20 protein-coding genes are annotated in these 24,358 nt (G+C 63.7%); 7 read left to right on the forward strand and 13 right to left on the reverse strand.

From position 1 onward, the window contains the following. Positions 1-382 precede the first annotated feature (382 nt). Positions 383-1,552 carry a M20 aminoacylase family protein gene (locus tag GB880_RS01650; RefSeq protein ID WP_154490853.1) on the reverse strand — a complete coding sequence of 390 codons (1,170 nt, stop codon included), beginning with the start codon at positions 1,550-1,552 and terminating at the stop codon, positions 383-385. A gap of 69 nt (positions 1,553-1,621) precedes the next feature. Then, entirely contained in the window at positions 1,622-3,454 is a 1,833-nt protein-coding gene (locus tag GB880_RS01655) for an ABC transporter ATP-binding protein (protein WP_263467240.1), read from the reverse strand. A gap of 175 nt (positions 3,455-3,629) precedes the next feature. Here GB880_RS01655 and GB880_RS01660 point away from each other — a divergent pair, with 175 nt between their 5' ends. The 3 genes from GB880_RS01660 (at position 3,630) to GB880_RS01670 (ending at position 7,548) form a co-directional block, all read left to right on the forward strand. Next, on the forward strand, positions 3,630-5,333 hold the full coding sequence (locus GB880_RS01660; protein ID WP_154490850.1) for a peptide ABC transporter substrate-binding protein: 1,704 nt from the start codon (positions 3,630-3,632) through the stop codon (positions 5,331-5,333). Positions 5,334-5,603: 270 nt separating this feature from the next. After that, entirely contained in the window at positions 5,604-6,611 is a 1,008-nt protein-coding gene (locus GB880_RS01665) for an ABC transporter permease (protein WP_154490847.1), read from the forward strand. After that, positions 6,604-7,548: an ABC transporter permease gene (locus GB880_RS01670; RefSeq protein WP_229774283.1), complete on the forward strand. Its 945-nt coding sequence runs from the start codon at positions 6,604-6,606 to the stop codon at positions 7,546-7,548. The genes GB880_RS01665 and GB880_RS01670 overlap by 8 nt, the downstream gene beginning before the upstream one ends. On the opposite strand, the gene GB880_RS01675 is transcribed toward GB880_RS01670, so the two are convergent. From GB880_RS01675 to GB880_RS01685, 3 genes are read right to left on the reverse strand one after another with little or no spacing between them, the layout of a single operon-like run. After that, positions 7,545-8,201, reverse strand: a complete 657-nt coding sequence (locus GB880_RS01675; RefSeq protein ID WP_154490844.1) for a thiamine diphosphokinase — start codon at positions 8,199-8,201, stop codon at positions 7,545-7,547. The two genes, GB880_RS01670 and GB880_RS01675, sit on opposite strands and share 4 nt — an antisense overlap. Beyond that, the gene (locus tag GB880_RS01680; protein WP_154490841.1) at positions 8,198-8,410 is read right to left on the reverse strand and encodes a DUF2842 domain-containing protein; all 213 of its coding nucleotides are present in this window, start codon (positions 8,408-8,410) and stop codon (positions 8,198-8,200) included. Before GB880_RS01680 ends, GB880_RS01675 begins: the two co-directional genes overlap by 4 nt. Positions 8,411-8,425: 15 nt before the next feature. After that, positions 8,426-9,718 (reverse strand): adenylosuccinate synthase, encoded by a 1,293-nt coding sequence (locus tag GB880_RS01685; RefSeq protein WP_154490838.1) that lies wholly within the window; start codon positions 9,716-9,718, stop codon positions 8,426-8,428. Positions 9,719-9,932: 214 nt separating this feature from the next. Here GB880_RS01685 and GB880_RS01690 point away from each other — a divergent pair, with 214 nt between their 5' ends. Beyond that, positions 9,933-10,151: a hypothetical protein gene (locus GB880_RS01690; protein ID WP_154490835.1), complete on the forward strand. Its 219-nt coding sequence runs from the start codon at positions 9,933-9,935 to the stop codon at positions 10,149-10,151. Between the two features lie 40 nt (positions 10,152-10,191). Here the strand turns inward: GB880_RS01690 and GB880_RS01695 are convergent, their stop codons facing one another. The 4 genes from GB880_RS01695 to recA all read right to left on the reverse strand — a co-directional run bounded on the left by GB880_RS01695 (position 10,192) and on the right by recA (position 15,286). Beyond that, the gene (locus tag GB880_RS01695) at positions 10,192-10,986 is read right to left on the reverse strand and encodes a class II glutamine amidotransferase (RefSeq protein ID WP_154490832.1); all 795 of its coding nucleotides are present in this window, start codon (positions 10,984-10,986) and stop codon (positions 10,192-10,194) included. Positions 10,987-11,039: 53 nt separating this feature from the next. Further along, positions 11,040-11,342, reverse strand: coding sequence for a DUF1330 domain-containing protein (locus GB880_RS01700; RefSeq protein ID WP_154490829.1), 303 nt, complete (start codon positions 11,340-11,342; stop codon positions 11,040-11,042). Next, complete coding sequence (gene alaS, locus GB880_RS01705) at positions 11,339-13,996, reverse strand: alanine--tRNA ligase (RefSeq protein ID WP_154490826.1); 2,658 nt, start codon at positions 13,994-13,996, stop codon at positions 11,339-11,341. Before alaS ends, GB880_RS01700 begins: the two co-directional genes overlap by 4 nt. 219 nt (positions 13,997-14,215) lie before the next feature. Beyond that, complete coding sequence (gene recA / locus GB880_RS01710; RefSeq protein ID WP_154490823.1) at positions 14,216-15,286, reverse strand: recombinase RecA; 1,071 nt, start codon at positions 15,284-15,286, stop codon at positions 14,216-14,218. 244 nt (positions 15,287-15,530) lie between these two features. Here recA and GB880_RS01715 point away from each other — a divergent pair, with 244 nt between their 5' ends. Further along, positions 15,531-16,115: a hypothetical protein gene (locus GB880_RS01715; protein ID WP_154490820.1), complete on the forward strand. Its 585-nt coding sequence runs from the start codon at positions 15,531-15,533 to the stop codon at positions 16,113-16,115. Here GB880_RS01715 and GB880_RS01720 read toward each other — a convergent pair. The 3 genes from GB880_RS01720 to GB880_RS01730 form a co-directional block, all read right to left on the reverse strand. Continuing rightward, positions 16,103-18,181 carry a hybrid sensor histidine kinase/response regulator gene (locus GB880_RS01720; protein WP_154550481.1) on the reverse strand — a complete coding sequence of 693 codons (2,079 nt, stop codon included), beginning with the start codon at positions 18,179-18,181 and terminating at the stop codon, positions 16,103-16,105. The genes GB880_RS01715 and GB880_RS01720 overlap by 13 nt on opposite strands. A 58-nt stretch (positions 18,182-18,239) precedes the next feature. Continuing rightward, on the reverse strand, positions 18,240-19,391 hold the full coding sequence (locus GB880_RS01725; RefSeq protein WP_154490814.1) for an RsmB/NOP family class I SAM-dependent RNA methyltransferase: 1,152 nt from the start codon (positions 19,389-19,391) through the stop codon (positions 18,240-18,242). A gap of 65 nt (positions 19,392-19,456) precedes the next feature. Then, complete coding sequence (locus GB880_RS01730; RefSeq protein ID WP_229774282.1) at positions 19,457-20,257, reverse strand: hypothetical protein; 801 nt, start codon at positions 20,255-20,257, stop codon at positions 19,457-19,459. A gap of 895 nt (positions 20,258-21,152) precedes the next feature. On the opposite strand from GB880_RS01730, the gene GB880_RS15845 reads away from it, so the two are divergent. Both GB880_RS15845 and GB880_RS01740 read left to right on the forward strand, forming a co-directional pair. Further along, a complete protein-coding gene (locus tag GB880_RS15845; RefSeq protein ID WP_154490811.1) occupies positions 21,153-21,962 on the forward strand; it encodes a hypothetical protein in 810 nt (269 codons plus the stop codon). Positions 21,963-22,259: 297 nt separating this feature from the next. Beyond that, positions 22,260-22,547, forward strand: a complete 288-nt coding sequence (locus GB880_RS01740; RefSeq protein ID WP_154490808.1) for a hypothetical protein — start codon at positions 22,260-22,262, stop codon at positions 22,545-22,547. A gap of 296 nt (positions 22,548-22,843) precedes the next feature. Here GB880_RS01740 and guaB read toward each other — a convergent pair whose 3' ends face one another. Next, positions 22,844-24,292, reverse strand: coding sequence for an IMP dehydrogenase (gene guaB, locus GB880_RS01745; protein WP_154490805.1), 1,449 nt, complete (start codon positions 24,290-24,292; stop codon positions 22,844-22,846). Between the last annotated feature and the right edge of the window lie 66 nt (positions 24,293-24,358).

The raw sequence follows: 24,358 nt of genomic DNA on the forward strand, positions 1-24,358 counted from the left end.
CATCGCCCGCAACGCGATCCGGCCCAGGGCGCGCGACGGCAAAGACATCCCTCCGCTGTCGGAAGGCAGGCGTTCGGGCACAGGTATTCTGCACGCAGCTTCGCGCCAATAGGCAGAAAAGGTGGCGGGGGAGTGTCACCAGAGCCGCAGGCGGGGTGCCGTGCAGGTGCGGATTCGACCCGAGCAGGGGGAAGGGGTCCGCGCGGGCCGGCTCTACGACCGTCGACACCTTGCAAGACAGGGTTTATCGGAAGCCTCCCACCCGAGGCCCGGTCGCGCACATGCGGATGCCGAAAAGAGTGGCCGCAGGGCGACCAACCAGGGCTGCATCTCGACGGGCGCGTCTAGCCCGGCCCCGAGGCTGGCGGTGCCGGGCGACAGTTCACGCCGGCACGGGCATGCGCCTTTCGATCACACCGGCAAACCAGCTTGAGCCGGCAGGAATGGCGTTGTCATCAAAGTCATAGGCCGGGTTGTGAACCATGGCCGTATCGCCATTGCCGACAAAGATATAGGCGCCGGGTCGTTCCAGCAGCATGTAGCTGAAATCCTCGCCCCCCATCAGCGGTGCGATATCGGTCTTGACCGAGCCCGCGATCTCGCGCGCGACCTCGGCGGCAAAAGCGGTGGGCTCGGGGTGATTGACCGTCACCGGATAGCCGCGATCATAGTTCACCACGGCCTCAGCCCCCAGTGCGGCGGCGGTATGGGTAGCGACGCGCCGGATTCCTTCTTCAAGCTGATCGCGCACCTCGGGGGTCAGGCTGCGGGCCGTGCCCTTGAGCCGCACCACCTGGGGGATGACGTTGTGGGCGGTGGAATCGGTTTCGACCACGCAGACGGAAATCACCCCGCTTTCCAGCGGATCGACGTTGCGCGCCACCACCGATTGCAGCGCCACGATGATCTGCGCGGCAACCAGAGTGGTGTCGATCGCCTCGTGCGGCTTGGCGGCATGGCCGCCCTTGCCGGTCACCACGATGTCGAACTGATCGGCTGCCGCCATCATCGCGCCCTCGCGGATGGCGAAACTGCCCACCGGATAGCCGGGCATGTTGTGCATGCCATAGAATTCCTGAATGCCCCAGCGTTCGACCAGCCCGTCCTGGATCATCGCCTGACCGCCGGCGCCGCCTTCCTCGGCCGGTTGAAAGATCACCACGGCCGTGCCGTCGAAATTGCGGGTCTCGGCCAGATATTTTGCGGCCCCCAGCAGCATGGCGGTATGGCCGTCATGGCCGCAGGCATGCATCACCCCCGGCGTGTTCGAGGCATGTTCGGCCCCGGTCAATTCATGGATCGGCAAGGCATCCATATCGGCCCGCAGGCCGATGACACGGCCGCTTTTGGTGCTGCGGCCGCGGATGACACCGACGACACCGGTGCGACCCACGCCCTCGGTCACCTCATCGACGCCGAAACTGCGCAACAGTTCGGCCACGCGCGCAGCGGTGCGATGAACCTCGTATTGCAATTCGGGGTGCTGATGAAAATCCCGTCGCCAGGCGGTGATTTCGGGCAACAGTTCGGCGAAGCGGTTCTTGACAGGCATGTGACATCTCCTTCGCCGGCAGGTTACGCCTTTCCCCCGCCGCCGCAAGCCCGGCATCCACGCAAGCGGCTAGTCCTGATGCGTTACGGGCTCGACCAGCACCAGATGTCCCGGCGCCACCTGCCGATAGGTCGAGGCCGGCGCGACATATCCCACCGGGTGGATCGGCGAGGGGATGGGACGAAAGCGCAGATCCTCGGATATCTTGCGCCGGCCGGGATCGGCCACCGGCACCGCCGCCATCAACTGGCGCGTATAGCTGTGCTGGGGCGTTTCAAACACCTGCCGACGGCTGCCGATCTCGACGATGCGGCCCAGATACATCACCGCAACCTGATGGCTGACCCGTTCCACCACGGCCATGTCATGGCTGATGAACAGAATGGCGATGCCCAGGTCGCGCTGCAACTCCATCAGCAGGTTCAGCACCTGCGCCTGCACCGAAACATCCAGCGCCGACACCGCCTCGTCGGCGACGATCAGCCGCGGGTTCAGCGCCAGCGCGCGGGCAATGGCGATGCGCTGCCGCTGACCGCCCGACATTTCATGCGGATAGCGGCGCATGAAGGCGCGCGGCAGTTCGACCCGGTCGAACAGATGCGCGATGCGATCATGACGTTCGGCGCGGTTGCCGATGCCATAGTTCAGCATCGGCTCTTCGATCTGGTCAAAGAGCCGCATCTGCGGATCAAGGCTGGCAAAGGGATCCTGAAAGATCATCTGCATGTCGCGCCGCGCATCGCGCAAGCCCGAGGGGGAAAGCGCCAGCACATCCTGCCCATTCAGGCGCACCGTGCCGGAACTGGGCTCGATCAGCCGCAGGATCGAACGGCCGGTGGTCGATTTGCCGCAACCCGATTCGCCGACCAGCGACAGGGTTTCACCTGGCCGCAAGGTAAAGCTGACATCTTCGACCGCATGAACCTGGGCGACGGTGCGACGCAGCAATCCTCCCTTGACCGCGAAACGGGTGCAGAGATGGGCCACCTCCAGCAGCGGTTCGGGGCCGGGCGGGGGCATGGGCGCCGGGGCGACGTCGCGGCCATCACGCATCAGTCGCATCGGCTCGGGCGCATCGCGTCCGGTCATTTCGCCCAGACGCGGCACCGCGGCCAGCAATGCACGGGTATAGGGCTGGCCGGGGCGGTCGAATATCTGCTCGACCGGGCCTTCCTCGACCTTGTTGCCGCGAAACATGACCACCACGCGGTCGGCCATCTGCGCCACCACCGCCATGTCATGGGTGATGAACAGCACTGCCATGCCGGTTTCACGCTTGAGCCGGTCGATCAGTGCAAGGATCTCGGCCTGGATGGTGACATCCAGCGCCGTTGTCGGCTCGTCGCAGATCAGCAGCCGCGGACGGCAGGCCATGGCCATGGCGATGACGACGCGCTGCCGCATCCCCCCCGACAGTTCGTGCGGATACTGGCCCAGCCGCCGCTCGGGTTCGGGGATTCGCACCTCGCGCAACAGTTCAAGCGCCCGCGCACGTGCTTCGCGGCGCGAAAGGTCGCGATGGGTCATCAACCCCTCGGCCAGCTGGTCCCCGACGGTAAAGACGGGATTCAGCGCGGTCATCGGTTCCTGAAAGATCATCGCGATCTGGTTGCCGCGAATGTCGCGCATCACGGCAGGTGCAGCCTGCGCCAGGTCGGTAACGCCCTCGTCGCGCTGAAACAGCAACTCGCCCTGAGCGATGCGGCCACCGCCGAATTCGACCAGACGCATCAGCGACAGCGAACTGACAGATTTTCCCGAACCGGATTCGCCAACGACACAGACGCATTCGCCGGGCGCGATGTCGAAAGACAGATCGTGCACACCCGTGACGCGCCCGTCGCGGGTCTGAAAATCGACCCGCAGCCGGCGGATCGAAACAAGCGGTGGTTCATCCAGCATCGGCCACTCCTGTCGCGCAAGTCAGCCAAGGCTAGCGCGGCAGGACAACAATGCAACCTCTTGACAGCCGGAAGTTGCACCTTGCTTTTGCCGCAAAACCGGTCTGAAACTTGGGCAGCAGGCGGCTCTGACCACTGATCGGCCGCAAATGCCATGGGTCCAACGGGAGAATGCGATGAAAGTGAGACACCTGATGCTGGGCGCAGCCGCCGCCGCGCTGACGACGCAGGCGGCATGGGCAGAACGCGGCGCGGATGGCCAGGTCAACGTGATCATGTGGCAGGCGCCGTCGACGATGAACCCCTATCTGTCGGCCGGCACCAAGGATGTGATTGCCAGCAGCGTGGTGCTGGAACCTCTGGCCAGTTTCACCACCGAGGGCACGATCGAGCCGCGCCTGGCCGCCGAAATCCCCTCGGTCGAGAATGGCGGCATCGCCGAAGACCTCAAGAGCGTGACATGGAAGCTGAAGCCGGGGGTGAAATGGGCCGATGGCACGCCCTTCACCGCGGCCGATGTGGTGTTCACCGCCAATTACTGCATGGATCCTGCCGGCGGCTGCGCGCAGCTGGCCAAGTTCGAGGGTGTCGACAAGGTCGAGGCCGTGGATGATCTGACCGTGCGCATCAGCTTCAAGGCGCCGCGGCCCGATCCGTTTTCGGCCTTTGTCGGTGCGCAAAGTCCCGTGCTGCAACAGGCCCAGTTCCAGAACTGCACCGGAGAAAAGGCCCCGACCTGCACCGAGCAGAACTTCAACCCTCACGGCACCGGCGCCTTCAAGGTGACGGAATTCCGCACCAATGACACCATCACCTTCGAGGCCAATCCCGAATATCGCGATGCGGCCAAGCCGGCATTCGCGCGGCTGGTGATGAAGGGGGGCGGCGATGCGGCGGCGGCGGCGCGTTCGGTCCTGGAAACCGGCGAATTCGATTATGCCTGGAATACGCAACTGGCACCCGATGTGATCGCCAGCATGGAGGCTGCGGGCAAGGGCAAGAGCGTGGCGGCCTTTGGCAGCCTTGTCGAACGGTTGCACGTCAACCTCAGCAACCCCTCTTCCGACCTGCCTGAGGGTGAACGCTCGACGTTGAAACATCCCCACCCCTTCCTGACCGATCCGGCGGTGCGCAAGGCGCTGTCCATGGCCATCGACCGTCAGCTGCTGACCGAAATCGGATATGGTCCTGCCGGTCAGCCCACCTGCAACCTGGTGCCGGCGCCGGCCGCCTGGGCCTCGGACAACACCGAATGCCTGACCCAGGACATCGAAGGCGCCAAGGCATTGCTTGAGCAGGCCGGATGGGTCGCCGGCGGCGACGGCATCCGCGAAAAGGACGGTCAGCGTCTGAAGCTGGTGTTCCAGACCTCGGTCAACGCCGTGCGCCAGGACTTTCAGGCCTTGATCAAGCAATGGTGGCAGGAAATCGGGGTCGAAACCGAACTCAAGACGGTCGATCCTTCGGTGTTCTTCGGCGGCGACGCCGGATCGCCCGACACCTTCCAGAAGTTCTATGCCGACATCGAAATGTATGCCAACAACTTTGAGGGCAACAATCCCGAACCCTATCTGGCGCGCCAGACCTGCGACAAGGTGCCCAGCCCGGCGAACCAATGGCAGGGCGAAAACACCAGCCGCTACTGCGATGCCGAATATGACCGGCTGATCGCCGAAATGTCGCAGACCGTCGACCCGGCAGCGCGCGGCGAGCTGGGCAAGAAGCTGAACGACATGTTGACCAAGGACAGCAATGCAGTGATCCCGCTGGTCTATCGCGGCACCGCGTCGGCGGTTTCCAACACGCTGGGCGGGGTCAAGCTGAACGCCTGGGACAGCGAATTGTGGAACGTCGCCGATTGGTATCGCGTCAAGCCGTGATCGCTGACGCCACCGACCGGCCCTGCGCGGGGCCGGTCACCACCTGAACGACGGAACATGCGCAGGATGGCGGGATGGGTCGCGCCGGCGCGGCACTGGACCCTGCCGACGATAACGGCGAAACGAGGATTGCGCATTGGCAAGCCGCGACGATCTTGAACCCCTGTCCTTCGACGGGCCTGCCGCACGCCGAAGCGGCCCGGATGACGGTAGGGCCGACTGTGGAGCTTGCTCGCCGGACCCACATGAAATGACCGCAGGGGGACCACCATGCTGACCTATGCCTTGCGCCGGGTGTTGCTGGCGATCCCGACCTTGCTGTTCATCTCTCTGGTGATCTTTCTGCTGCTTGAGGCATCACCCGGCGATCCGCTGGGCGACGTGCCGCTGACCGTCCCGCCCGAGGTCAAGGAACGCATGCGCGAGGCCCTGGGTCTGGGGCAGGCATGGTATATCCGCTATGCATTATGGCTGAAGCAGTTCTTCTGGGTCGAACCGCTCTACTGGTTCGACCGCGTATTCGGCACCGGCTTCAGCGCGGGCATGCAGCGCATCATCAGCTTCCAGTCGCGCAGCCCGGTGTTCGATGTGATCGCCCAGCGCCTGCCGCAGACCCTGACCGTGGTCGGGATGTCCTATCTGCTGGGGGTGCTGATCGCCATTCCCATCGGCATCATCTCGGCCTATCGGCAATACAGCTGGTTCGACCAGATCGGCACCTTCATCGCCATGGTCGGTTTCTCGCTGCCCACATTCTTCACCGGCGTGGTGCTGATCATCGTGTTCGGGATCAAGCTGCAATGGTTTCCCTCGATCTACGACACCACGCTGCGGGTCACCGACTGGAACAGCTTCGTCGCGCAGGTGCGGCAGATGGTGATGCCGGTCACGGTGCTGGCGCTGTATAACGCCGCCCAGATCAGCCGTTTCATGCGCGCCGCGATGCTGGACAACCTGCGCCAGGATTATGTGCGCACCGCCCGCGCCAAGGGGTTGTCGGAACGGGTGGTGGTGTTGAAGCACGTCCTGCGCAACAGCCTGATCCCGGTGGTCACAGTCATCGCACTGGGCCTGCCGGCGGTGTTCGGCGGCGCCATCATCACCGAACAGGTGTTCAAGGTGAACGGTCTGGGCCAGCTGCTGATCCTGGCCATCAACGCCAATGACATTCCCATGGTGATGACGCTGACCTTCATCTTTGCGGTGCTGATCGTCACCTTCACCCTGATCGCAGACCTGCTTTACGGCATCCTGGACCCGCGGATTCGCTATGACTGACCCTGTGCCGCCCCAAGATCCTGCCCTGACGCCCAGCGAGGGCGCGAACCAGGACGCGCCAGCGCGCAGCCAATGGCGCGATGTCTGGTATCAGTTCCGCCGACACCGGGGGGCGATGGTGGCGCTGGCCGTGTTTCTGGGCATCGTCCTTTTCGTCAGCATCGGCCCGCTGCTCTGGACCATCGATCCGACCTATGTAGACTACCGCGCCCGCAATCAGGGGTTCAGCATGGCGCACCCCTTGGGCACGGACCAGCTGGGCCGCGATCTGCTGGCGCGGATGATGGCGGGCGGGCAGGTCTCGATCGCCGTGGGCCTGGTCGCCATGTCCATCGCGCTGAGCCTGGGCAGTCTGATCGGCGTCTGCTCGGGCTATTTCCGCCGGCTGGACGCGCCACTGATGCGCCTGACCGAACTGTTCCTTGCCTTGCCCCTGCTGCCGCTGCTGCTGCTGATGGTGACGCTGTTCCGCGAACCGCTGGCCAAGGCGCTGGGGCCCGCCGGCGGCACCTTCCTGCTGATCGTGCTGGCGATCGGCGTCACCTCGTGGATGCAGACCGCGCGCATCGTGCGCGGCGACGTGCTGGGCCTGAAGGAACGCGAGTTCATCCTGGCCGCGACCTCGATCGGCACGCCGGCATGGCGGATGATCCTGCGCCATGTGCTGCCCAATGTCATCTCGCCGATCATGGTGGCGGCGACGCTGGGGATTGCGACGGCGATCATCACCGAAAGCGCGCTCAGCTTTCTGGGCCTGGGCTTTCCCCCGGATTTCCCGACCTGGGGGCGGCTGCTTTATGACGCGGTGGACCAGATGCAGATGTATCCCTGGCGGGTGATCCTGCCGGGGCTGTTCATCTCGCTGACGGTGCTGTCGGTGAACTATATCGGCGACGGGCTGCGCGATGCCATGGACCCGCGCATCCGCGGCCGCTAGCCGGCCGCCAGCAGGGCCCGGGCAAGGCCGGCGATTTCCTCGCGCGGCAGCATCAACAGCACCGGCCCGGTCTCGACGGTCAGCGCCACGGGCCCGGTGGCCCGGTTCGATGTGCCTACCCGCCCCTGCGGATCCAGGGCAAGCCCGTCCAGCGGCCAGAACAGCCCGGCCGAACGCATCCGGGCCGGTCCCATCGGGAAAAGCGACACCCTTGTGCCTGCAATCAGTGCCAATTCCAGCCGGGGCGGCATCAATGTGATGGCGTCTTCGCCCGCGATCAGGATGCAGGGCGGCCCGATGCGGCGCGCCAGAACATTCAGCGCCGCCAGGAAATGGTCTTGTCGTGCGCCCGCGAACCCCACCGCAATCACAAGCGGCGCGGCAATCCGTGACAGGCTTTTTTCGAAATCGGTGCTGTCCTGCTCGGCCACGGGATGCAGTCGCCCCGGCGGGATTATCGCCTGCACCCGGGCCGAAATACTGTCGAAATCACCCCAGACCGCTTCGGGGATCAGGTCGTGATCCAGCGCCCTGTCTGCCCCGGCGTCGGCGGCAGCGACCTTCGGCGCCAGCGCCAGCGCCAAGGCCAGATCGTCGGCGCGGACCGGACCGCCGCCGATCAGCGTCACCGGCTGTTCGCTGGTCAGGATCATTCGCCCTTGCCGATGCCGGAAAACAGCCTGCGGAAGGGCAATGCCCACAGCACGCCCAGGGCGACATAGACTGCCAGCTCGACCAGGATCGGCTGGCGACCCCAGCTGCGATCCATCCAGTTCACCAGGCTGACCGCCAGAACCACATAGATCGGCAGCCCGATCAGCAGCAGGGCCAGCGACCAGCGTTTGCGCCTTTTCAGATCCATGCGCCCGCGTCCGCCTCAATCGACAAAGGGGTCGGTAACCAGGATGGTGTCGTCACGCTCGGGCGAGGTCGACAGCAGCGCGACCGGACACTGGATCAGTTCCTCGATCCGGCGGACATACTTGATCGCAGCCGCAGGCAGATCTGCCCAGGAACGGGCGCCTTGCGTCGATTCCTGCCAGCCCTCCATTTCTTCATAGACGGGGGTGACGCGGGCCTGCAACGCGGCGGCGGTGGGCAGGTGATCGTAGTGCTGGCCATCGATTTCATAGCCGGTGCAGATCTTCAGCGTCTTGAAACCGTCCAGCACGTCAAGCTTGGTCAGCGCGATGCCGTTCACCCCCGAAATCGCGCAGGTCTGGCGGACCAGCACCGCATCGAACCAGCCGCAGCGACGCTTGCGCCCGGTGACCGTGCCGAATTCATGGCCGCGTTCGCCCAGGCGCTGGCCATCGGCATCATCCAGTTCGGTTGGAAACGGACCTTCGCCGACGCGCGTGGTATAGGCCTTGACGATGCCCAGCACGAAGCCGATGGCGCTGGGGCCCATGCCGGTGCCGGTTGCGGCCATGCCCGACATCGTCGTCGATGAGGTCACATAGGGATAGGTGCCGAAATCGATATCCAGCAGGCTGCCCTGGGCGCCCTCGAACAGGATGCGCTTGCCGGCCTTGCGGTAATCGCTCATCACCTTCCACACCGGCTGGGCAAAGGCCAGCAGCTTGGGCGCGATCGCCAGAAGCTGCGCGCGCAGATCGTCGCGGTCGATGGCCGTGGCGCCCAGACCCTGGCGCAGCGCATCATGATGGGCCAGCAGGCGGTCCAGCCGTGCGTCCAGCGTTTCCAGATCGGCCAGATCGGCAACCCGAATGGCGCGCCGGCCGACCTTGTCCTCATAGGCCGGACCGATGCCGCGGCCGGTGGTGCCGATCTTCGAGGCGCCCGCGGCCTCTTCGCGCAGCTTGTCCAGATCCTGATGCAGCGGCAGGATCAGGGGGGTGTTCTCGGCGATCATCAGATTGTCGGGGCCGATGGCGACCCCCTGCCCCGCAAGCTTGTCGATTTCGGCAAACAGCGCCCAGGGGTCCAGGACAACGCCATTGCCGATGACCGCCATCTTGCCCTTGCGCACGATGCCCGAAGGCAGCAGCGAAAGCTTGAACACCTGTTCGCCGATGACCAGAGTATGGCCGGCGTTGTGACCGCCCTGAAAACGCGCGATCACATCGGCGCGCTCGGACAGCCAGTCGACGATCTTGCCCTTGCCTTCGTCGCCCCATTGCGCGCCGACGACCACCACATTGGCCATTGTGCTTTCCTTCTGCGGTCATGAATGCCGCAGATGGTATAATGTCCCCGGCCGCGCGGGGAAAGCGCATTCGCTCGGCATGGGGTGCCGGCAACCTGGGGTTGATCTTCCGTGCAAGGCAGCATTGCAAAACCGGCCATGGTCATAAGCCGAAGCAACGACTATCTGTCGTGACAAGGGAGGAAACCATTCGCCAAGACCGAAAGGGTTTCCAATGGCTATCACGACGACGACCTTCAAACCCACGCTGTCCGCGGTTCTGCGCAATTTCATCGACGGGTTCAACGCGCGCTCGGCCGCCTATATCGAGCGGCATTCGCGCCGCGCCGAAATCGAGGCCCTGCAGGCAAAGTCGGACGCGGAACTGGCCCGCATGGGTCTGACCCGCGACCGTATCCCGCATTACGTCTTTGCCGATCGGTTGTGGTTCTGAACAGGTCACCCGCCGCGTCCCGTCCATGCGGACGGGCCGCCTAGGCTGCAACGCGATCGACGGCTGGCTGGAACGAATGAATTTCCACGCCTTCGCCGTCAAAGATGCAAAAACTTTGGGGCGGAATCTCGAGCCAGCCGGTCTCGTCGCTTTCCAGCGGTTCGGAAACAACCGCCCGACCGTTTCGCGTGTCCGACCAGCGATGAAACAGTGTCGGGGCGTGTTCGTCGCTGGCATAGCGCAGGGCGTAAAGCCGATGACCGTCGCTGAAAGCCGCCGTCAGCCGCACATGGGGTGCAGAACCGCGTTGCCTGGCCAATGCTTCGAAGCGAGCGGTTGCACGCGCCATGGCCGCGGCCGGATCCTTATCAAGTCCTTCGGCAAGGGCGGTCAGGAAAAGCGCCTCGCTGTCGGTGGCGCCCTTGCGATGGGCGTAAAGTTCGTCCGGAATCAGCGCCTCGGCATGACGGCGGAAATTGTCATAACCGCCGAACTGACCATTGTGCATGAACGCCCATCTGCCCACCGCAAAGGGATGGCAGTTGTTCCGGCTGGTGGCCGTTCCTGTCGAGGCGCGCACATGTGCTAGGAAAAGATGCGATTTCAGGGTGGCGGTCAGGCTTTTCAGATTGCTGTCCGACCAGGCCGGCATGATGTCGCGGTAAAGCCCCGGTTCTTCGCGTTCACCATACCAGGCGATACCGAAGCCATCGGCATTCACAGGTGTGTGGCAACGCATGGCGCCGTGGCTTTGCCGAACCAGGGAATGACCCGGACGGCAAATCACGTCCTCGAGAAAAATCGGACTGCCAATATAGGCTGCCCAGCGACACATGCCCGTCCCCCACAGGTGATTTTCCCTTGGCTTAGCACGGATCGGCTGCCGAATCACCTGGACTCTTGGTCAGAAACCTCTTCGACGATCACAAGATCGCGCAAGGATGCGTTGCGCGCATGCGCGAGCGCGGCCTGATAATCTGCCGAATGATAGCAGGCAACCGCATCCTCAAGACTGGGAAAGCGGATCACGACATGGCGCGACCGATCGGCGCCTTCGATGACCTTGTGGCGGGTGCCGCGGGCCAGGAACACACCGCCATGCGCGGCAATCACCGGGCCAGCCTGACGCGCATAGCGGCCATAGGCATCGGCATCGGTAACATCGACATGCGAGATCCACAGCGCTGTCATGAGCGTTCGCCCACCAGCCTTTCCACCGCGGCAATGGCCTGATCGGCGGCTTGCAGGCTGGGCGCCCCGCCCTGCGCGCGATCGGGCCGGCCACCGCCGCCCTTGCCGCCCAAGGCCGCGGTCGCCGCCTGGACCAGATCGACGGCGCTGACCCGCGCGGTCAGATCAGGGGTGACACCGGCCGCGACCGTTGCCTTGCCGTCGGCCTCGGCCAGAACCACCACCGCGCCCGAGCCCAGGCGTGCCTTCATCTCGTCCACCAGCGGGCCCAGTTCCTTGCCGGAAACCCCCTCGACGCGGCGGGCGATCAGCTTGATGCCGTTGATGTCGCGGGGCGCCTCGTCACCGCCATTGCCCATGGCCAGTTGCCGCTTCAACTGCGCAACCTCGTTGGCAAGCGCCTTGCGTTCATCGGCCAGCGCACGGACCTTGTTGACCACATCGCCGGCCTGCGCCTTGAGAATGCCGGCGATTTCCGCCAGTTCGGCATCCATGCGTCGCAGTTCGTCCATGGCGGCCTGCCCCGTCAGCGCCTCGATCCGGCGGATACCTGCTGCCGAAGCGGTTTCGGTGGTGATTGCAAACATGCCGATGTCGCCGGTGCGGGCAACATGCGTGCCACCGCACAATTCCAGCGAATAGGTGTTGCCGCCTGCCCCCTTGCCGGAACCGGCAAGTTCGCCCATCGAGACCACCCGCACCTCATCGCCATATTTTTCACCGAAAAGCGCTTGCGCGCCCAGGGCCCGGGCGTCGTCGGGCGTCATGATCCGGGTTTCCACCGGGCTGTTCTGACGGATGAACTCGTTGACCTCGCGCTCGATGCGGGCAAGCTCATCGCCGGTCAGCGCCTTGCCGTGGCTGAAATCGAACCGCAGCCGGTCGGGTGCGTTCAGGCTGCCACGCTGGGCAACGTGATCGCCAAGGGCGCGGCGCAGTGCCTCGTGCAGCAGATGGGTGGCCGAGTGATTGGCGCGTATGGCGCTGCGGCGGTCATGATCCACCTCCAGCTGCGCACCCTGGCCACGGCTGATGCTGCCCAGCGTCACTTCGGCCACATGCACGAACAGACCGTTCGCCTTTCTTGTATCTGTCACCCGCGCGGCACCGGTCTCGGTCCTGATCAATCCGGTATCCCCGACCTGACCGCCGGATTCGGCATAAAACGGGGTCTGGTTGACCACGATCTGGACCTGTTCGCCCTCAGCGGCCTGTTCGATCACGGCGCCGTCCCGGACAAGCGCAAGAATCTGCCCCTCGGCAGCCTCGGTTTCATAGCCCAGGAATTCGCTTGCGCCATGCTGATCGGCAATGTCAAACCAGATGGCCGCATCACGGGTTTCGCCCGAACCCGCCCATGCGGCGCGCGCCTTTGCCTTCTGTTCGGCCATGGCCCGATCGAAACCGGCCGTATCGACCCCGCGCCCCTGTTCGCGCAATGCGTCCTGGGTCAGGTCCAGCGGAAAACCGTAGGTGTCGTAAAGCCTGAAGGCAGCCTCGCCCGGCAGGTCTGCACCTTCGGGCAACCGCGACAGTTCATCCTCCAAAAGCCGCAATCCGCGGTCCAGCGTCTGGCGGAATCGCGTTTCCTCAAGCTTCAGCGTTTCTTCGATCAGCGCCTGGGCGCGGCCCAGTTCCGGATATGCGCCACCCATCTGCCGCACCAGCGCCGGCACCAGCCGGTGCATCACCGGATCCTTGGCGCCAAGCATATGGGCGTGGCGCATGGCGCGGCGCATGATGCGGCGCAGCACATAGCCGCGGCCCTCGTTGCTAGGCATCACGCCATCGGCAATCAGGAAGCTGGTCGAGCGCAGGTGATCGGCGATGACGCGATGGTGCACCTTGCCGGGCCCGTCGGGATCGGCGCTGGTGGCGTGGGCGCTGGCCTCGATCAGGGCGCGCATCAGGTCGGTGTCGTAGTTGTCATGCTTGCCCTGCAGCAACGCGCCGATCCGTTCCAGCCCCATGCCGGTGTCGATCGACTGCATGTCCAGCGCCCGCATCGAGCCATCCTCGAACTGCTCGTTCTGCATGAACACCAGGTTCCAGATCTCGATGAAGCGGTCGCCATCCTCTTCCGCGCTGCCGGGCGGGCCACCCCAGATATTGTCGCCGTGATCGAAGAAGATTTCGGTGCAGGGACCGCACGGGCCGGTCGGGCCCATCTGCCAGAAATTGTCGCTGGTCGCGATGCGGATGATGCGTTCATCCGGCAGTCCGGCGACCTTTTTCCAGATATTCGCGGCCTCGTCATCGGTGTGATAGACGGTGACCAGCAGCCGGTCTTTCGGAATGTCGAAATCCTTTGTCAGCAACTCCCAGGCAAAGGGAATCGCCTGTTCCTTGAAGTAATCGCCAAAACTGAAATTCCCCAGCATCTCGAAAAAGGTATGATGCCGGGCGGTATAGCCCACGTTGTCCAGATCGTTGTGCTTTCCGCCGGCGCGCACGCATTTCTGCGCCGTGGTGGCACGGTTGTAGTCGCGCGTCTCGACCCCGGTGAACAGGTTCTTGAACTGGACCATGCCCGAATTGGTGAACATCAGCGTCGGGTCGTTACGCGGCACCAGCGGGCTCGACTCGACCACCTTGTGGCCATTGCGTTCAAAGAAGTTCAGGAAGGTAGAGCGGATGTCGTTCAAGCTGGGCATGGCAGGCCTTATCGCAATGCGGTCATTCCGGCAGTCGCCGTTTTGCAGTCCGGTCTAGCCCCAGCCATGGCGGCTGTCCAGCAATCCCGGCGGGGCTGCACGAATTCGCCGTGGGCAGGCCAGCACCCAAGGCCGCGCAACATCGCGCCGGCCTTGCATCCCGCGTGTCAGAGCCTGGGCAAAACCGGGCGCGCCGCACGGTGACCGCGCGCCCCGGCGTCAATCCTCGGTCACCGCATCGTCGCCTTCATCGGTCGCGCCGAAATCCAGGCCATGGCTGGCGCGGATCCTGTCCTCGATGGCATAGGCGATTTCGGGGTTGTCGCGCAGGAACTGCTTGGCGTTCTCGCGTCCCTGGCCGATGCGCTCGTCGCCATAGGAATACCAGCTGCCCGATTTCTCGACCACGCCCGCCTTGATGCCAAGATCGATGAGCTCCCCCACCTTCGAGATGCCTTCGCCATACATGATGTCGAATTCCACCTGCCGGAAAGGTGGCGCTACCTTGTTCTTGACGACCTTGACGCGGGTGGTATTGCCCACCACCTCATCGCGGTCCTTGATCGACCCGGTCCGGCGGATGTCCAGGCGCACCGAGGCATAGAATTTCAGCGCATTGCCACCTGTCGTCGTCTCGGGGTTGCCGAACATCACCCCGATCTTCATCCGGATCTGGTTGATGAAGATCACCATGCAGTTGCTGCGCCCGATGCTGGCGGTCAGCTTGCGCATCGCCTGGCTCATCAGCCGGGCCTGACTGCCCATCTGCATGTCGCCCATGTCACCTTCGATCTCGGATTTGGGCGTCAGCGCCGCCACCGAATCGACCACCACCAGATTGACCGCGCCCGAGCGCACCAGAGTATCGACAATCTCCAGCGCCTGTTCACCTGTATCGGGCTGGCTGATCAGCAGCTCGTCCAGATTGACGCCCAGTTTCTTGGCATATTGCGGGTCCAGCGCGTGTTCGGCGTCGACAAAGGCGCAGACACCCCCCTTTTTCTGTTCTTCGGCGACCACATGCAGGGTCAGCGTGGTCTTGCCCGAACTTTCCGGACCGAAAATCTCGATGATGCGCCCCTTGGGCAGGCCGCCGATGCCCAGCGCGATGTCGAGGCCCAGCGAACCGGTCGAAGTTGCCTCGATCTCGGCCACCGGGTTGTCAGCGCCCAGTTTCATGATCGAGCCCTTGCCGAACTGACGTTCGATCTGCGCCAGGGCGCTGTCCAGCGCCTTCTGCTTGTCTGCTGTCCGCTTGTCGTTCATGTCGAAAAGTGTCGCCCCTGCCATGCCGTGCCTCATGCTTATTTCATACCCCGACCGCCGGGGCAATCAGCGCCGCCCTACCAGATGTTCACTGGTTGTTCCAATTAAGGCGCGCCCTGCCTGGAATGCAAGCCTTGGTTAACGAATCGCGGCACAAACAAGTCACGCCTGCCTGCAAAGCTTACGGGAAATCGTTAAGAAACGGTTTACAGGGTCGTGGCGACTGGATATCCGGCCAAGGTTGCGAACTGACGGGATTCCTGCCTGAATGCTGATCTTCTGGGACAGACGTCTGGTTTTCCTGGCCACGCCCAAGGCAGGATCCACCGCCATCGAAACCGCGCTCGAACCGCTGGCGAATCTGGCGGTGCAGCGTCCCGAGGCGCTCAAGCACACGGACCTGTTGCGCTATCGGCAGCATATCGAGCCCTGGCTGCATTCGGTCACCGGCGATCGTTTCACGACGGTTGCCTTGATGCGCGAACCCATCGACTGGCTGCGCAGCTGGTATCGTTTCCGCCTTCGCGACGATGTCGAGGATCCCGATCATGCCATGGTGGGGGTCAGCTTTGCCGATTTCGTGCGTCATTATGCCGATCCGCGGGGCATGCCCGCCGCGCGTGTGGGAACCCAGGGCGCATTCCTGACGCACGGCTCGGATCGCGTTGACCGGATCTTTCGCTACGAGGACATCGATCGCTTCACGCATTTCCTTGAAGACACGCTGGACTGCGCAATCAGCCTGCCCCGTGTCAACGTGCCGCCCGCGGTCGATGTCAGCCTGCCCAAAGATCAGGAGGAATTGCTGCGGAGAATGCTGGCCCCGGACATCGAGCTTTATCAGACGCTCTGATCGCAGCGACCGCTTCTTGCAGCGGCCGGGGCTTGCTCAAGCTGCCGGCACACCAGTGCCGTCAGGTCCGACAGCGAGAACGGCTTGGCCAGAAATGCCGCGCCCGGAATCGGCTCGCGTCCTTCGCAGAAAATGTCCTCGGCATAACCTGACATGAAGATGACCCGCGTATCGGGACGCTGTGCCAAGGCGCTGCGAACCCAGCTGGGTCCGTCCATGCCTGGCATGACGACATCGGTGACAAACACATCCACCGCCAGGGACTGATCGGAAAGCAGCGTCAAGGCCTCTTCGGCGCAAGAGGCCTCAAGAACATTCAGACCCTGCAACTTCAAGGCGCGGCTTGCAAAGGCACGCACCGGCGCTTCGTCCTCGACCAGCAGGACGGTCGCATCGGCTTCAAGGCGACTGCGCATTTGCACGGGAGCCGGGCATTCCTGCGTCACGGAATCGGCCAGACGATCATGCGCAGGAAAGAACAGGGTGAAACACGATCCTTCGCCCAGCGTGCTGTCGCAAAAGATGTAGCCTCCGGTCTGCTTGACGATGCCATAGGCTGTCGAAAGCCCCAATCCCGTGCCCTCTCCCATGCGTTTCGTGGTGAAGAAGGGATCGAATATCTTGGCAAGATCATCGGGCGCGATGCCGCAACCCTGATCCTGGACCTGGATACGAACGTAATCGCCCGCCGGCAACGAGGCGCGACCGATCTCGGCCCCGGCCTCAAGGTGCAGATTATCCGTGACGATGCGAATGTCGCCGCCTTGAGGCATGGCATCGCGCGCATTCACGACCAGATCCATGATGACCTGTTCGAACTGGCGCCGATCTGCGCGGATCATGCGCAAATGCGGGTCATGGTCGAATGTCAGCACGATCCTTTCGCCCACAAGGCGGTTCAGCAGATGCGTCAGATCCGACAGCGTATCGCGCAGATCCATCAGCTGCGGTTTCAGGGTCTGCTTGCGTGAAAAGGCAAGCAGTTGCCGGACAAGGGCTGCGGCGCGATTGGCGTTCTGACTGATCTGATCCAGATCCGCATAATCGGGATCGGCCTTGTCATGCCGCAGCATCAGCAGATCGCAATGACCGGTAATGGCCGTCAGCAGGTTGTTGAAGTCATGCGCAATTCCGCCAGCAAGCTGACCTATGGCCTGCATCTTCTGACTTTGGACGAACTGGGCCTCGAGCGTCTTGAGCGCGCTTGCGTCCGAAAGCACCGCGGTGACCGCGTCCCCTTGGCCGCGCGCCAGGGTGACCTGCACGAAGCGTTCCGGACCCTCGCCCCGGGTATGAAGCACCTCGGCCCCGCCCTGCATGCGGCCGCTGCCCACATCAGCGATCCAGCCGGCCAGCCCTCGCCCCAGCCCATCCAGCAGCATCGCCAGCGGCTGCCCTACCAGATCCTCACCCAGCATGTCCCGAGCCGCGCGATTGGCTCGGTGAATGATGCCCGACACATCCAGTTGCAGAAGCGCCACGGGCAACATGTCGAAATCCTCTGCCTGTGGCCGCGTCAGCGCGACCGGGGCCGGAGGCGCAGATTCGGTGACGGCCAGCCACAATTGCAGACCCGAGGCCGAAACCCTGCGGATGGAATGGTCCCCGGCATCATCCAGGGGTTGGAGCAAATTGCGGCGTCCGTCCTCAAGCCCGATGCCGATGTGGCGCCAGGCGGCATCGGGATCGGCATGGCGGCGTGCCAGCAGCGCCTGAATTGACCGGCCGGTCAAGTCGCCGAACCGCCGGCGCGAGGCCTCGTTCTGCGCCAGCACAAGCCCGTCAGGATCGACGGCCATTGCCGCGCCCTCGTGGCCCATCATTTCTGCATGCACGCGCCGCAAGTCGCGTCGCAACGCGATCGCCCGCATCAGATGGCGCAGCGATATCGCGCCCCCAAGAAGATACCACGTCGCCAGAACGGCACCGATCACCAGCAGCGCACGACCGCCGTATGCGTCCTGTGGCCACATCGCCAGCCACAAGGCGCCGATCAGCGCCGGCAGTGTCAGCAGCGGCACCAGAACCTGCGCCGAGCGCAAGCTTTCTGCCCGTTCCGAAACCATGCGCCCTCCGTTCCTCACCCTCGCCCAGCCCGCATACCGCATGATCGTTAACACCCGATTAATCGCGTTGCAGGAGCGCAAGGTAAAACCCGTCCGAGGCATCCAGCGGTGTGAACAGCCTTTCGTCGCACAGTCGGAAATGGGGCGTGCGCATAAGAAAATCGGCAATCTGGCGCTGGTTTTCGCAGCCAAGGACCGAACAGGTCATGTATGCCAGGTGACCCTTGCTCGTGACATGCTGCGCAACGCGGTCAAGTATCGTGGACTGGGCTTGACCAAGCTGCGCCAGCTGCCCGGGCGTCAGACGCCATTTGCTGTCCGGGGTCCGCCGCCAGGTGCCGCTGCCGGAACAGGGCACATCTGCCACGACAAGGTCGAAATGGCCCCTTACCTGACCCGGTTGGGCAATGCGAATCTGGGCCCCGGCACGGGCAGCGCGCGCGGGCAGATCCTGCATCCTGCGGGCATCGATGTCATGGGCGGTGATTTGCCCGACCCCGCGCGCCGCGAGCGCCAAGGCCTTGCCACCGCCGCCAGCACAATAATCCAGCACGGAGCTTGCCACAGGCAAGGCCGCGCAGGCCAGTTGCGGGGACAGATCCTGCAATTCCACAAGCCCCTGCGCATAGGCTTTCGTGTTGTTGAGCCGCCGCGCCCCTTCGGTCACCTGCAAGGCGCCGTCAAGGCCAGGCCAAGGCTTCACCGCAATGCCCTCGGCGGCCAGAGCGGCGATGGCCTGCTGTGGCGTTGCGCGAAGGTCGTTCACCCTTAGCCAGACTGCCGCGCGATCCCGCAGCGCCAGGGCTACCGGCCTTGCATTCTGCCCCAGCGCCTGTTGCCATTCCGGGATCAACCATTCCGGCAGATCAAGCTGGTCTATGTCCGAAGGCTCTGCCCCGCGACGCAGTTCCGCCGGGGCCAGCAGCTCTGGTGCGTGACGTTCGCCGGTGAAGAGCGTATCTGGCGCGATACCCAGTTCGCGACACATGCCCAGCATCAACCCTCGGCCGCTTTGGGCACCCCCGCGAACCGCGCGCGACCGCGCCCGCCGCAGATTGTCGAAAACCAGATCCCGCACCGCTGCCCGGTCACCCGATCCTGCAAAGCGGCTGCCTCGTGCCCAGCGCAACAGGGCGGCCTCCGCCGGTTCGCCCGCCAGAATCCGGTCCAGGATGGCTATTGCCGCTTGCGCGCGGGCGGCAGGTGTCATCGGCCAAACTCCTTCGGCACGAATGGATTGCGAATGGACGCAGGAAATCTGCTTGCACTGCGTTGTCAATCCCAGCTTTCGGCAACTTCGGCTGCCTCATCGGGTCCTGTCTGTCCACCCATATGCTGACCCGGCGCCATCAGATCGCCGCGCGCGGCAACAAGCAGCGGACCGCGCCCGCCGCTCACCAATGCGCCTCTGCCCTGACCGATCGCGGCCAGAGAGGCGGGCGATCCAGTCACCCCTGTCCCCAGAGGCGCGCCCAGCAGCATCAGCCTTTCCCGCACCAGGCGACGCTCTCCCGAGCTTATGGCCGCGAAACTGTTGTAGGTTTCAGGCGAGGCAGTCATGCCCTGAAATCCGCGCTGCACCAGCATCTGATGCAAGGTATCGAAGCGGGCCAGGTAACGGTTGGCGTGAACCGGGGTTCGGGAATGAAACGCGCCGGCAGCCGCGCGCCAGCTTCCTGTCTCGGCGTAAAGGTTGCGCAGGAAACGCGCCGCATAGCGGGCATTGCCCAGCGGATCGAACATCGCCTCGAGCGAGGAAAAATTTTCCCCGTGCCAACGATAGTTCAACTGGAAGCAGCCGATATCCAGATTGGTGCGCCCCTGCGCCAGCCGGTCGCGAGCAAAGGCGATGGCGCTTGACGGATCGTCAAACCAGGTGCCTTCGCCTTCGGAATTGGCGCTCCAGGCCCAGGGGCGAACCACCCCGTCCAGGCGCCGGCCGGTCTCGGTCAGGGTCAGCGCCCCCAGAATGTCGGCGGGCACACCTTCCTCTTCCGCCGCGCGCAATGCCGCCCATTCGCATACCTCGGCCCCGGGCATGCCCCATACCGGCGCCGATAGCACAACCAGCGTCATCAGGAACCGGCAAGAGACAGAAAGGATACGGAGCATCTGAAAGGCCAGGGATCATGCATATCCAAGCCTTTAGCCGCAAAAGGTTAAGATCGGGTGTTCAGTCATACCGGCGCTCAATCGATGCCAGGATGCCGCACCCGCCGAAGGATCCACGCCAATACCTGGTTCTGTTGCCCAGATGTTCCGAAAATCACAGCCTCCTTCGCGCGCGGGCATCCATTGGCGGTCGTGCCGCGTGCTGCCCAGGTCCGGTGAATGCCCGCTCCCTTACTGGCAGGTAAGCCGAACGCCATTCTTGATCTGGCGCCGAGGTTTTGTGTCAGCGACCTCATGGCCGCGGAACTGACGTCAATCAGCCTCCGGAAAACACGGCGCGGTTCACATCGACGTACCGCCAGTTCCTGAGGTATCATCTGTATCTAACCGATCAGAGGGCTCGCCTCGCCCTCCCGCGGCCAGCGGGAAGCGCTCTGAAAGACCTTTGCAGTGTCGCTTGTTCTTGTTGGAGGTTGCTATGGCGGCGTGCCCCCATATTCAAAGCTTGCTGCGAATGCTCAGTAGGCTCTCGCATCTCTTGGTGCTGGTCATGACGCCTGCCTCGGGCGCCTTGGCGTAGGACGTTTGGCGCGGCACCGCGCCATTTTGCCACGGCGCATGCCTCGAGGGCGAAGTCGAGATAGACCGTAACGATCATGGGGACGGATCGCCTTGTTGGTCAGGCACGAAGGCGCTCTGCCGCCCCGTCCATGTCTGCCAGCCGCAGCAAACAATCACCAGCTGCTATGGGGTCGTCCAAATGTGTGATGATGGATTCTATATTCATCCTCAGAACTGGAAGAGTGCCGGATCTATTTCTGCGGACTTTGCGTAGGCTTCGATTGGTGAGGGTCTCGGAATGCTGACTGGCTTGGGCATTCTGTCGCGTCTGGTGCTGACTGGTGCCGTGCCGCTGCTGGTAGCCGCCAAAGGCGCCCAGGCCTGCGAAGCAGCCGATCAGCCCTACGGCTTGATTCGAGACGTTTATCAAACGCTCGGGGGCGAAGGCGGCAACCTGCTCTGCCCGTTGGCTCCGGAGCGGGACGGACCGTCTGGAGGCCGCGTCCAGGACTTTCGCAACGGAGGTGTGGCCTGGTCCCCCAACGTGGCTCCGCATGCCTTCCACGCCGTCTACCGCGCCGGCATGAACCTGCGTGTAGTTTGGGGGGTAGAGCCGTGGTCTTATGACATCTTCATCCTGCGGTGGGACGTGAATGGCCAGAACATGGGCCAGATCGACGTTGATGGCGACCAGCGCCGGGCGGATATCCCGATCTTGGCAGAAGGGCTTCATTCCATCTCCTTCCAGGGCTGCGACCGGCGTCCGAGCGGAACGTCAAGGTGTAATCACGGATGGTCCAACCCCATCTCGTTTTACGTCAACAAGTCAGGCTACTGCCGGGCCTATAGCTTGGAGGCTGAGAGTAAAGGCCAACTGAACCGAAACGCTTGTCGCCACAAAGGATCGCGATGGGAGGCCTCCATAAGCGAACACTACACGTGGTGCATGTCTATCTCATTCAAGGACAGCCGGTCGGAAACCGAAATAAGGGCACGCGACCTGTCAAGTTGCCTTGCCATCGCAAACCCAAACCTCTGCACGAGGTTTCCTTGTCCTCCTGAGTCTTCACCCAACCGTCCTCCATATGGACGCTCAGTTTGGCCTTGATGGACGCAGGCGAAAGCACCGCTAAGCTACAGCCTGGTTACGGAACGGGCCATCATGCAAGAATACGACCGTAGCGAGCTGATCATCCTAGCTAACCCATTGCATTTTCAGGCTGCTGAAGAAATCTGGCGGCCAAGAGCCCGAACCCGACCACCGCGCAGTCCGCGACGCGCTGGAGAAGCACCGCGCCAAGGTCGAGACCCGCCGCTCACCGGCCGAAAAGGGCGCGGTGATCGAGGTGTTGCGGCTCTTTGCCTTGGTCGATGGCGAGCTTGCCCCGCCGACACCAACAGCCTGATGGCGCGGTCGGATTGGTCGCACAGCGAGGCCTGGGCCTGTCTGTCAAAGGCCGATCTGGCCTTCCACCAGAGCGAGGCGGTGGTCGAGATCGACCTGGACGGCGACAAGCTGGTCTGTTCGCGCACGACCGTGACCCAGCCGCAGCTGACCGGCATGGGTGGCGTCGATGACGACAGCCTGGCGACAACGCTGATCCAATGGCTGGAACGCGAGTTGCTGGCCAAGCAGATCGCCAGGTATGGTGCCGCAGCCATCGAGAGGACCCCGAAGGCCCCCGCCGCCTGACGGCCGGGCCTGCCATGCCCGCTTCATCTGACCCTGACCCGCACATACGCCCTGCCTTCTGGCAGGGCGTTATAATTTGTGCGATCACTCTGCCATACGGCGATGGTCGAAAGCCCGCCGGCTCCATGATTTCGATGGCGACGACGGCGGCGCGTCGCTGCATCAGCAAATTGGCCACCCTATCGTTTCAGCATCAGTCTGCATCAGTTCAGCGCGCTGATACTGGCGTAAGTGGTTGAAATATGGTGCCCGACCCTGCACGGAACGGGCAGCCTTAAATCGACGCAAATCCTTTATTATCCAAGACGATAGTTCGGCGACTCTCGCGTGATCTGGACGTCGTGCACGTGGCTTTCCTTAAGGCCCGCGCCAGTGATACGCACGAACTCGCAGCCCCCGCGCATCTGCTCGATGGTGGCGTTGCCGGTATAGCCCATGGCCGCCCGCAGACCGCCCACCAGCTGGTGGATGACCGCGGCGGCAGAACCCTTGTAGGGCACCTGGCCTTCGATCCCTTCGGGCACCAGCTTGTCCGAGGCCGCGTCCTTCTGGAAATAGCGGTCGGCCGAGCCGCGCGCCATCGCGCCAAGGCTGCCCATGCCGCGATAGGACTTGAAGCTGCGGCCCTGATACAGGATCACCTCGCCGGGGCTTTCGTCGGTGCCGGCAATGGCCGAACCGACCATGGCACAGCTGGCGCCCGCAGCGATCGCCTTGGCGAAATCGCCCGAATACTTGATGCCACCATCGGCGATCACCGGCACATCGCCCGCGCCTGCGACCGCGTCCATGATCGCGGTCAGCTGCGGCACGCCTACGCCTGCAACGATGCGGGTGGTGCAGATCGACCCCGGCCCGATGCCCACCTTGATCGCATCGGCGCCAGCATCGACCAGCGCGCGCGCCGCGGCGGCGGTGGCGACATTGCCGGCAACGACCTGCACATCGCCGGCATGGGCCTTGATACGGCTGACCGCGCGGGCCACGCCTTCGGAATGACCATGCGCGGTGTCGATCACCACCAGATCGACGCCAGCCTCGATCAGCGCCAGGCTGCGTTCATAGCCTTCGTCGCCCACGGTCGAGGCGGCGGCGACGCGCAGCCGCCCGAGGGCGTCCTTGCAGGCCAGCGGATTCAGCACCGATTGCTCGGTATCCTTCAGCGTCAACAGCCCGGTCAGCTTGCCGGCAGCATCGGTGACCAGCAGCTTTTCGATGCGTCGCGCCTTCATCAGGCCGATGGCCTCGGCACGGTCGGCCGGCTCGCGCAGGATGGCCAGGTTTTCGCTGGTCATCACCGCCTTGACCGGCATGGCATCGCTGCTGGCAAAGCGCATGTCGCGATTGGTGATGATGCCGACGACGCGGCCCGCCGCATCCACCACCGGGAAGCCGGTGACATTGTAGCGCGCCTGCAGCGCCTTGGCATCGGCTATGGTCTGATCGGGCGTCAGCGTCACCGGGTCATAGACGATGCCCGATTCGAACCGCTTGACGCGGCGCACCTCGTCGGCCTGCTGTTCGGCGGTCAGGTTGCGGTGGATGACGCCAATTCCGCCGGCCTGGGCCATGGCGATGGCCATGCGGCTTTCGGTTACCGTGTCCATGGCGCTCGACAGCAGCGGAATGTTCATCCGGATGCTGCGGGTGACATAGGTCGTCACATCGGCGGTCGACGGCATCACCGAGGATGCCGCAGGAACCAGAAGAACATCGTCGAAGGTCAAGGCCTCACGAATCTGCATGGGAACATCCTTGTCAGCGGTTCGTTTGGCAGTTTCCCATTTCATGCGCCATGCCGAATGTCCAGC

Source organism: Paracoccus sp. SMMA_5_TC (assembly GCF_009696685.2).
In the GTDB taxonomy this organism is placed as follows: Bacteria; Pseudomonadota; Alphaproteobacteria; order Rhodobacterales; family Rhodobacteraceae; genus Paracoccus.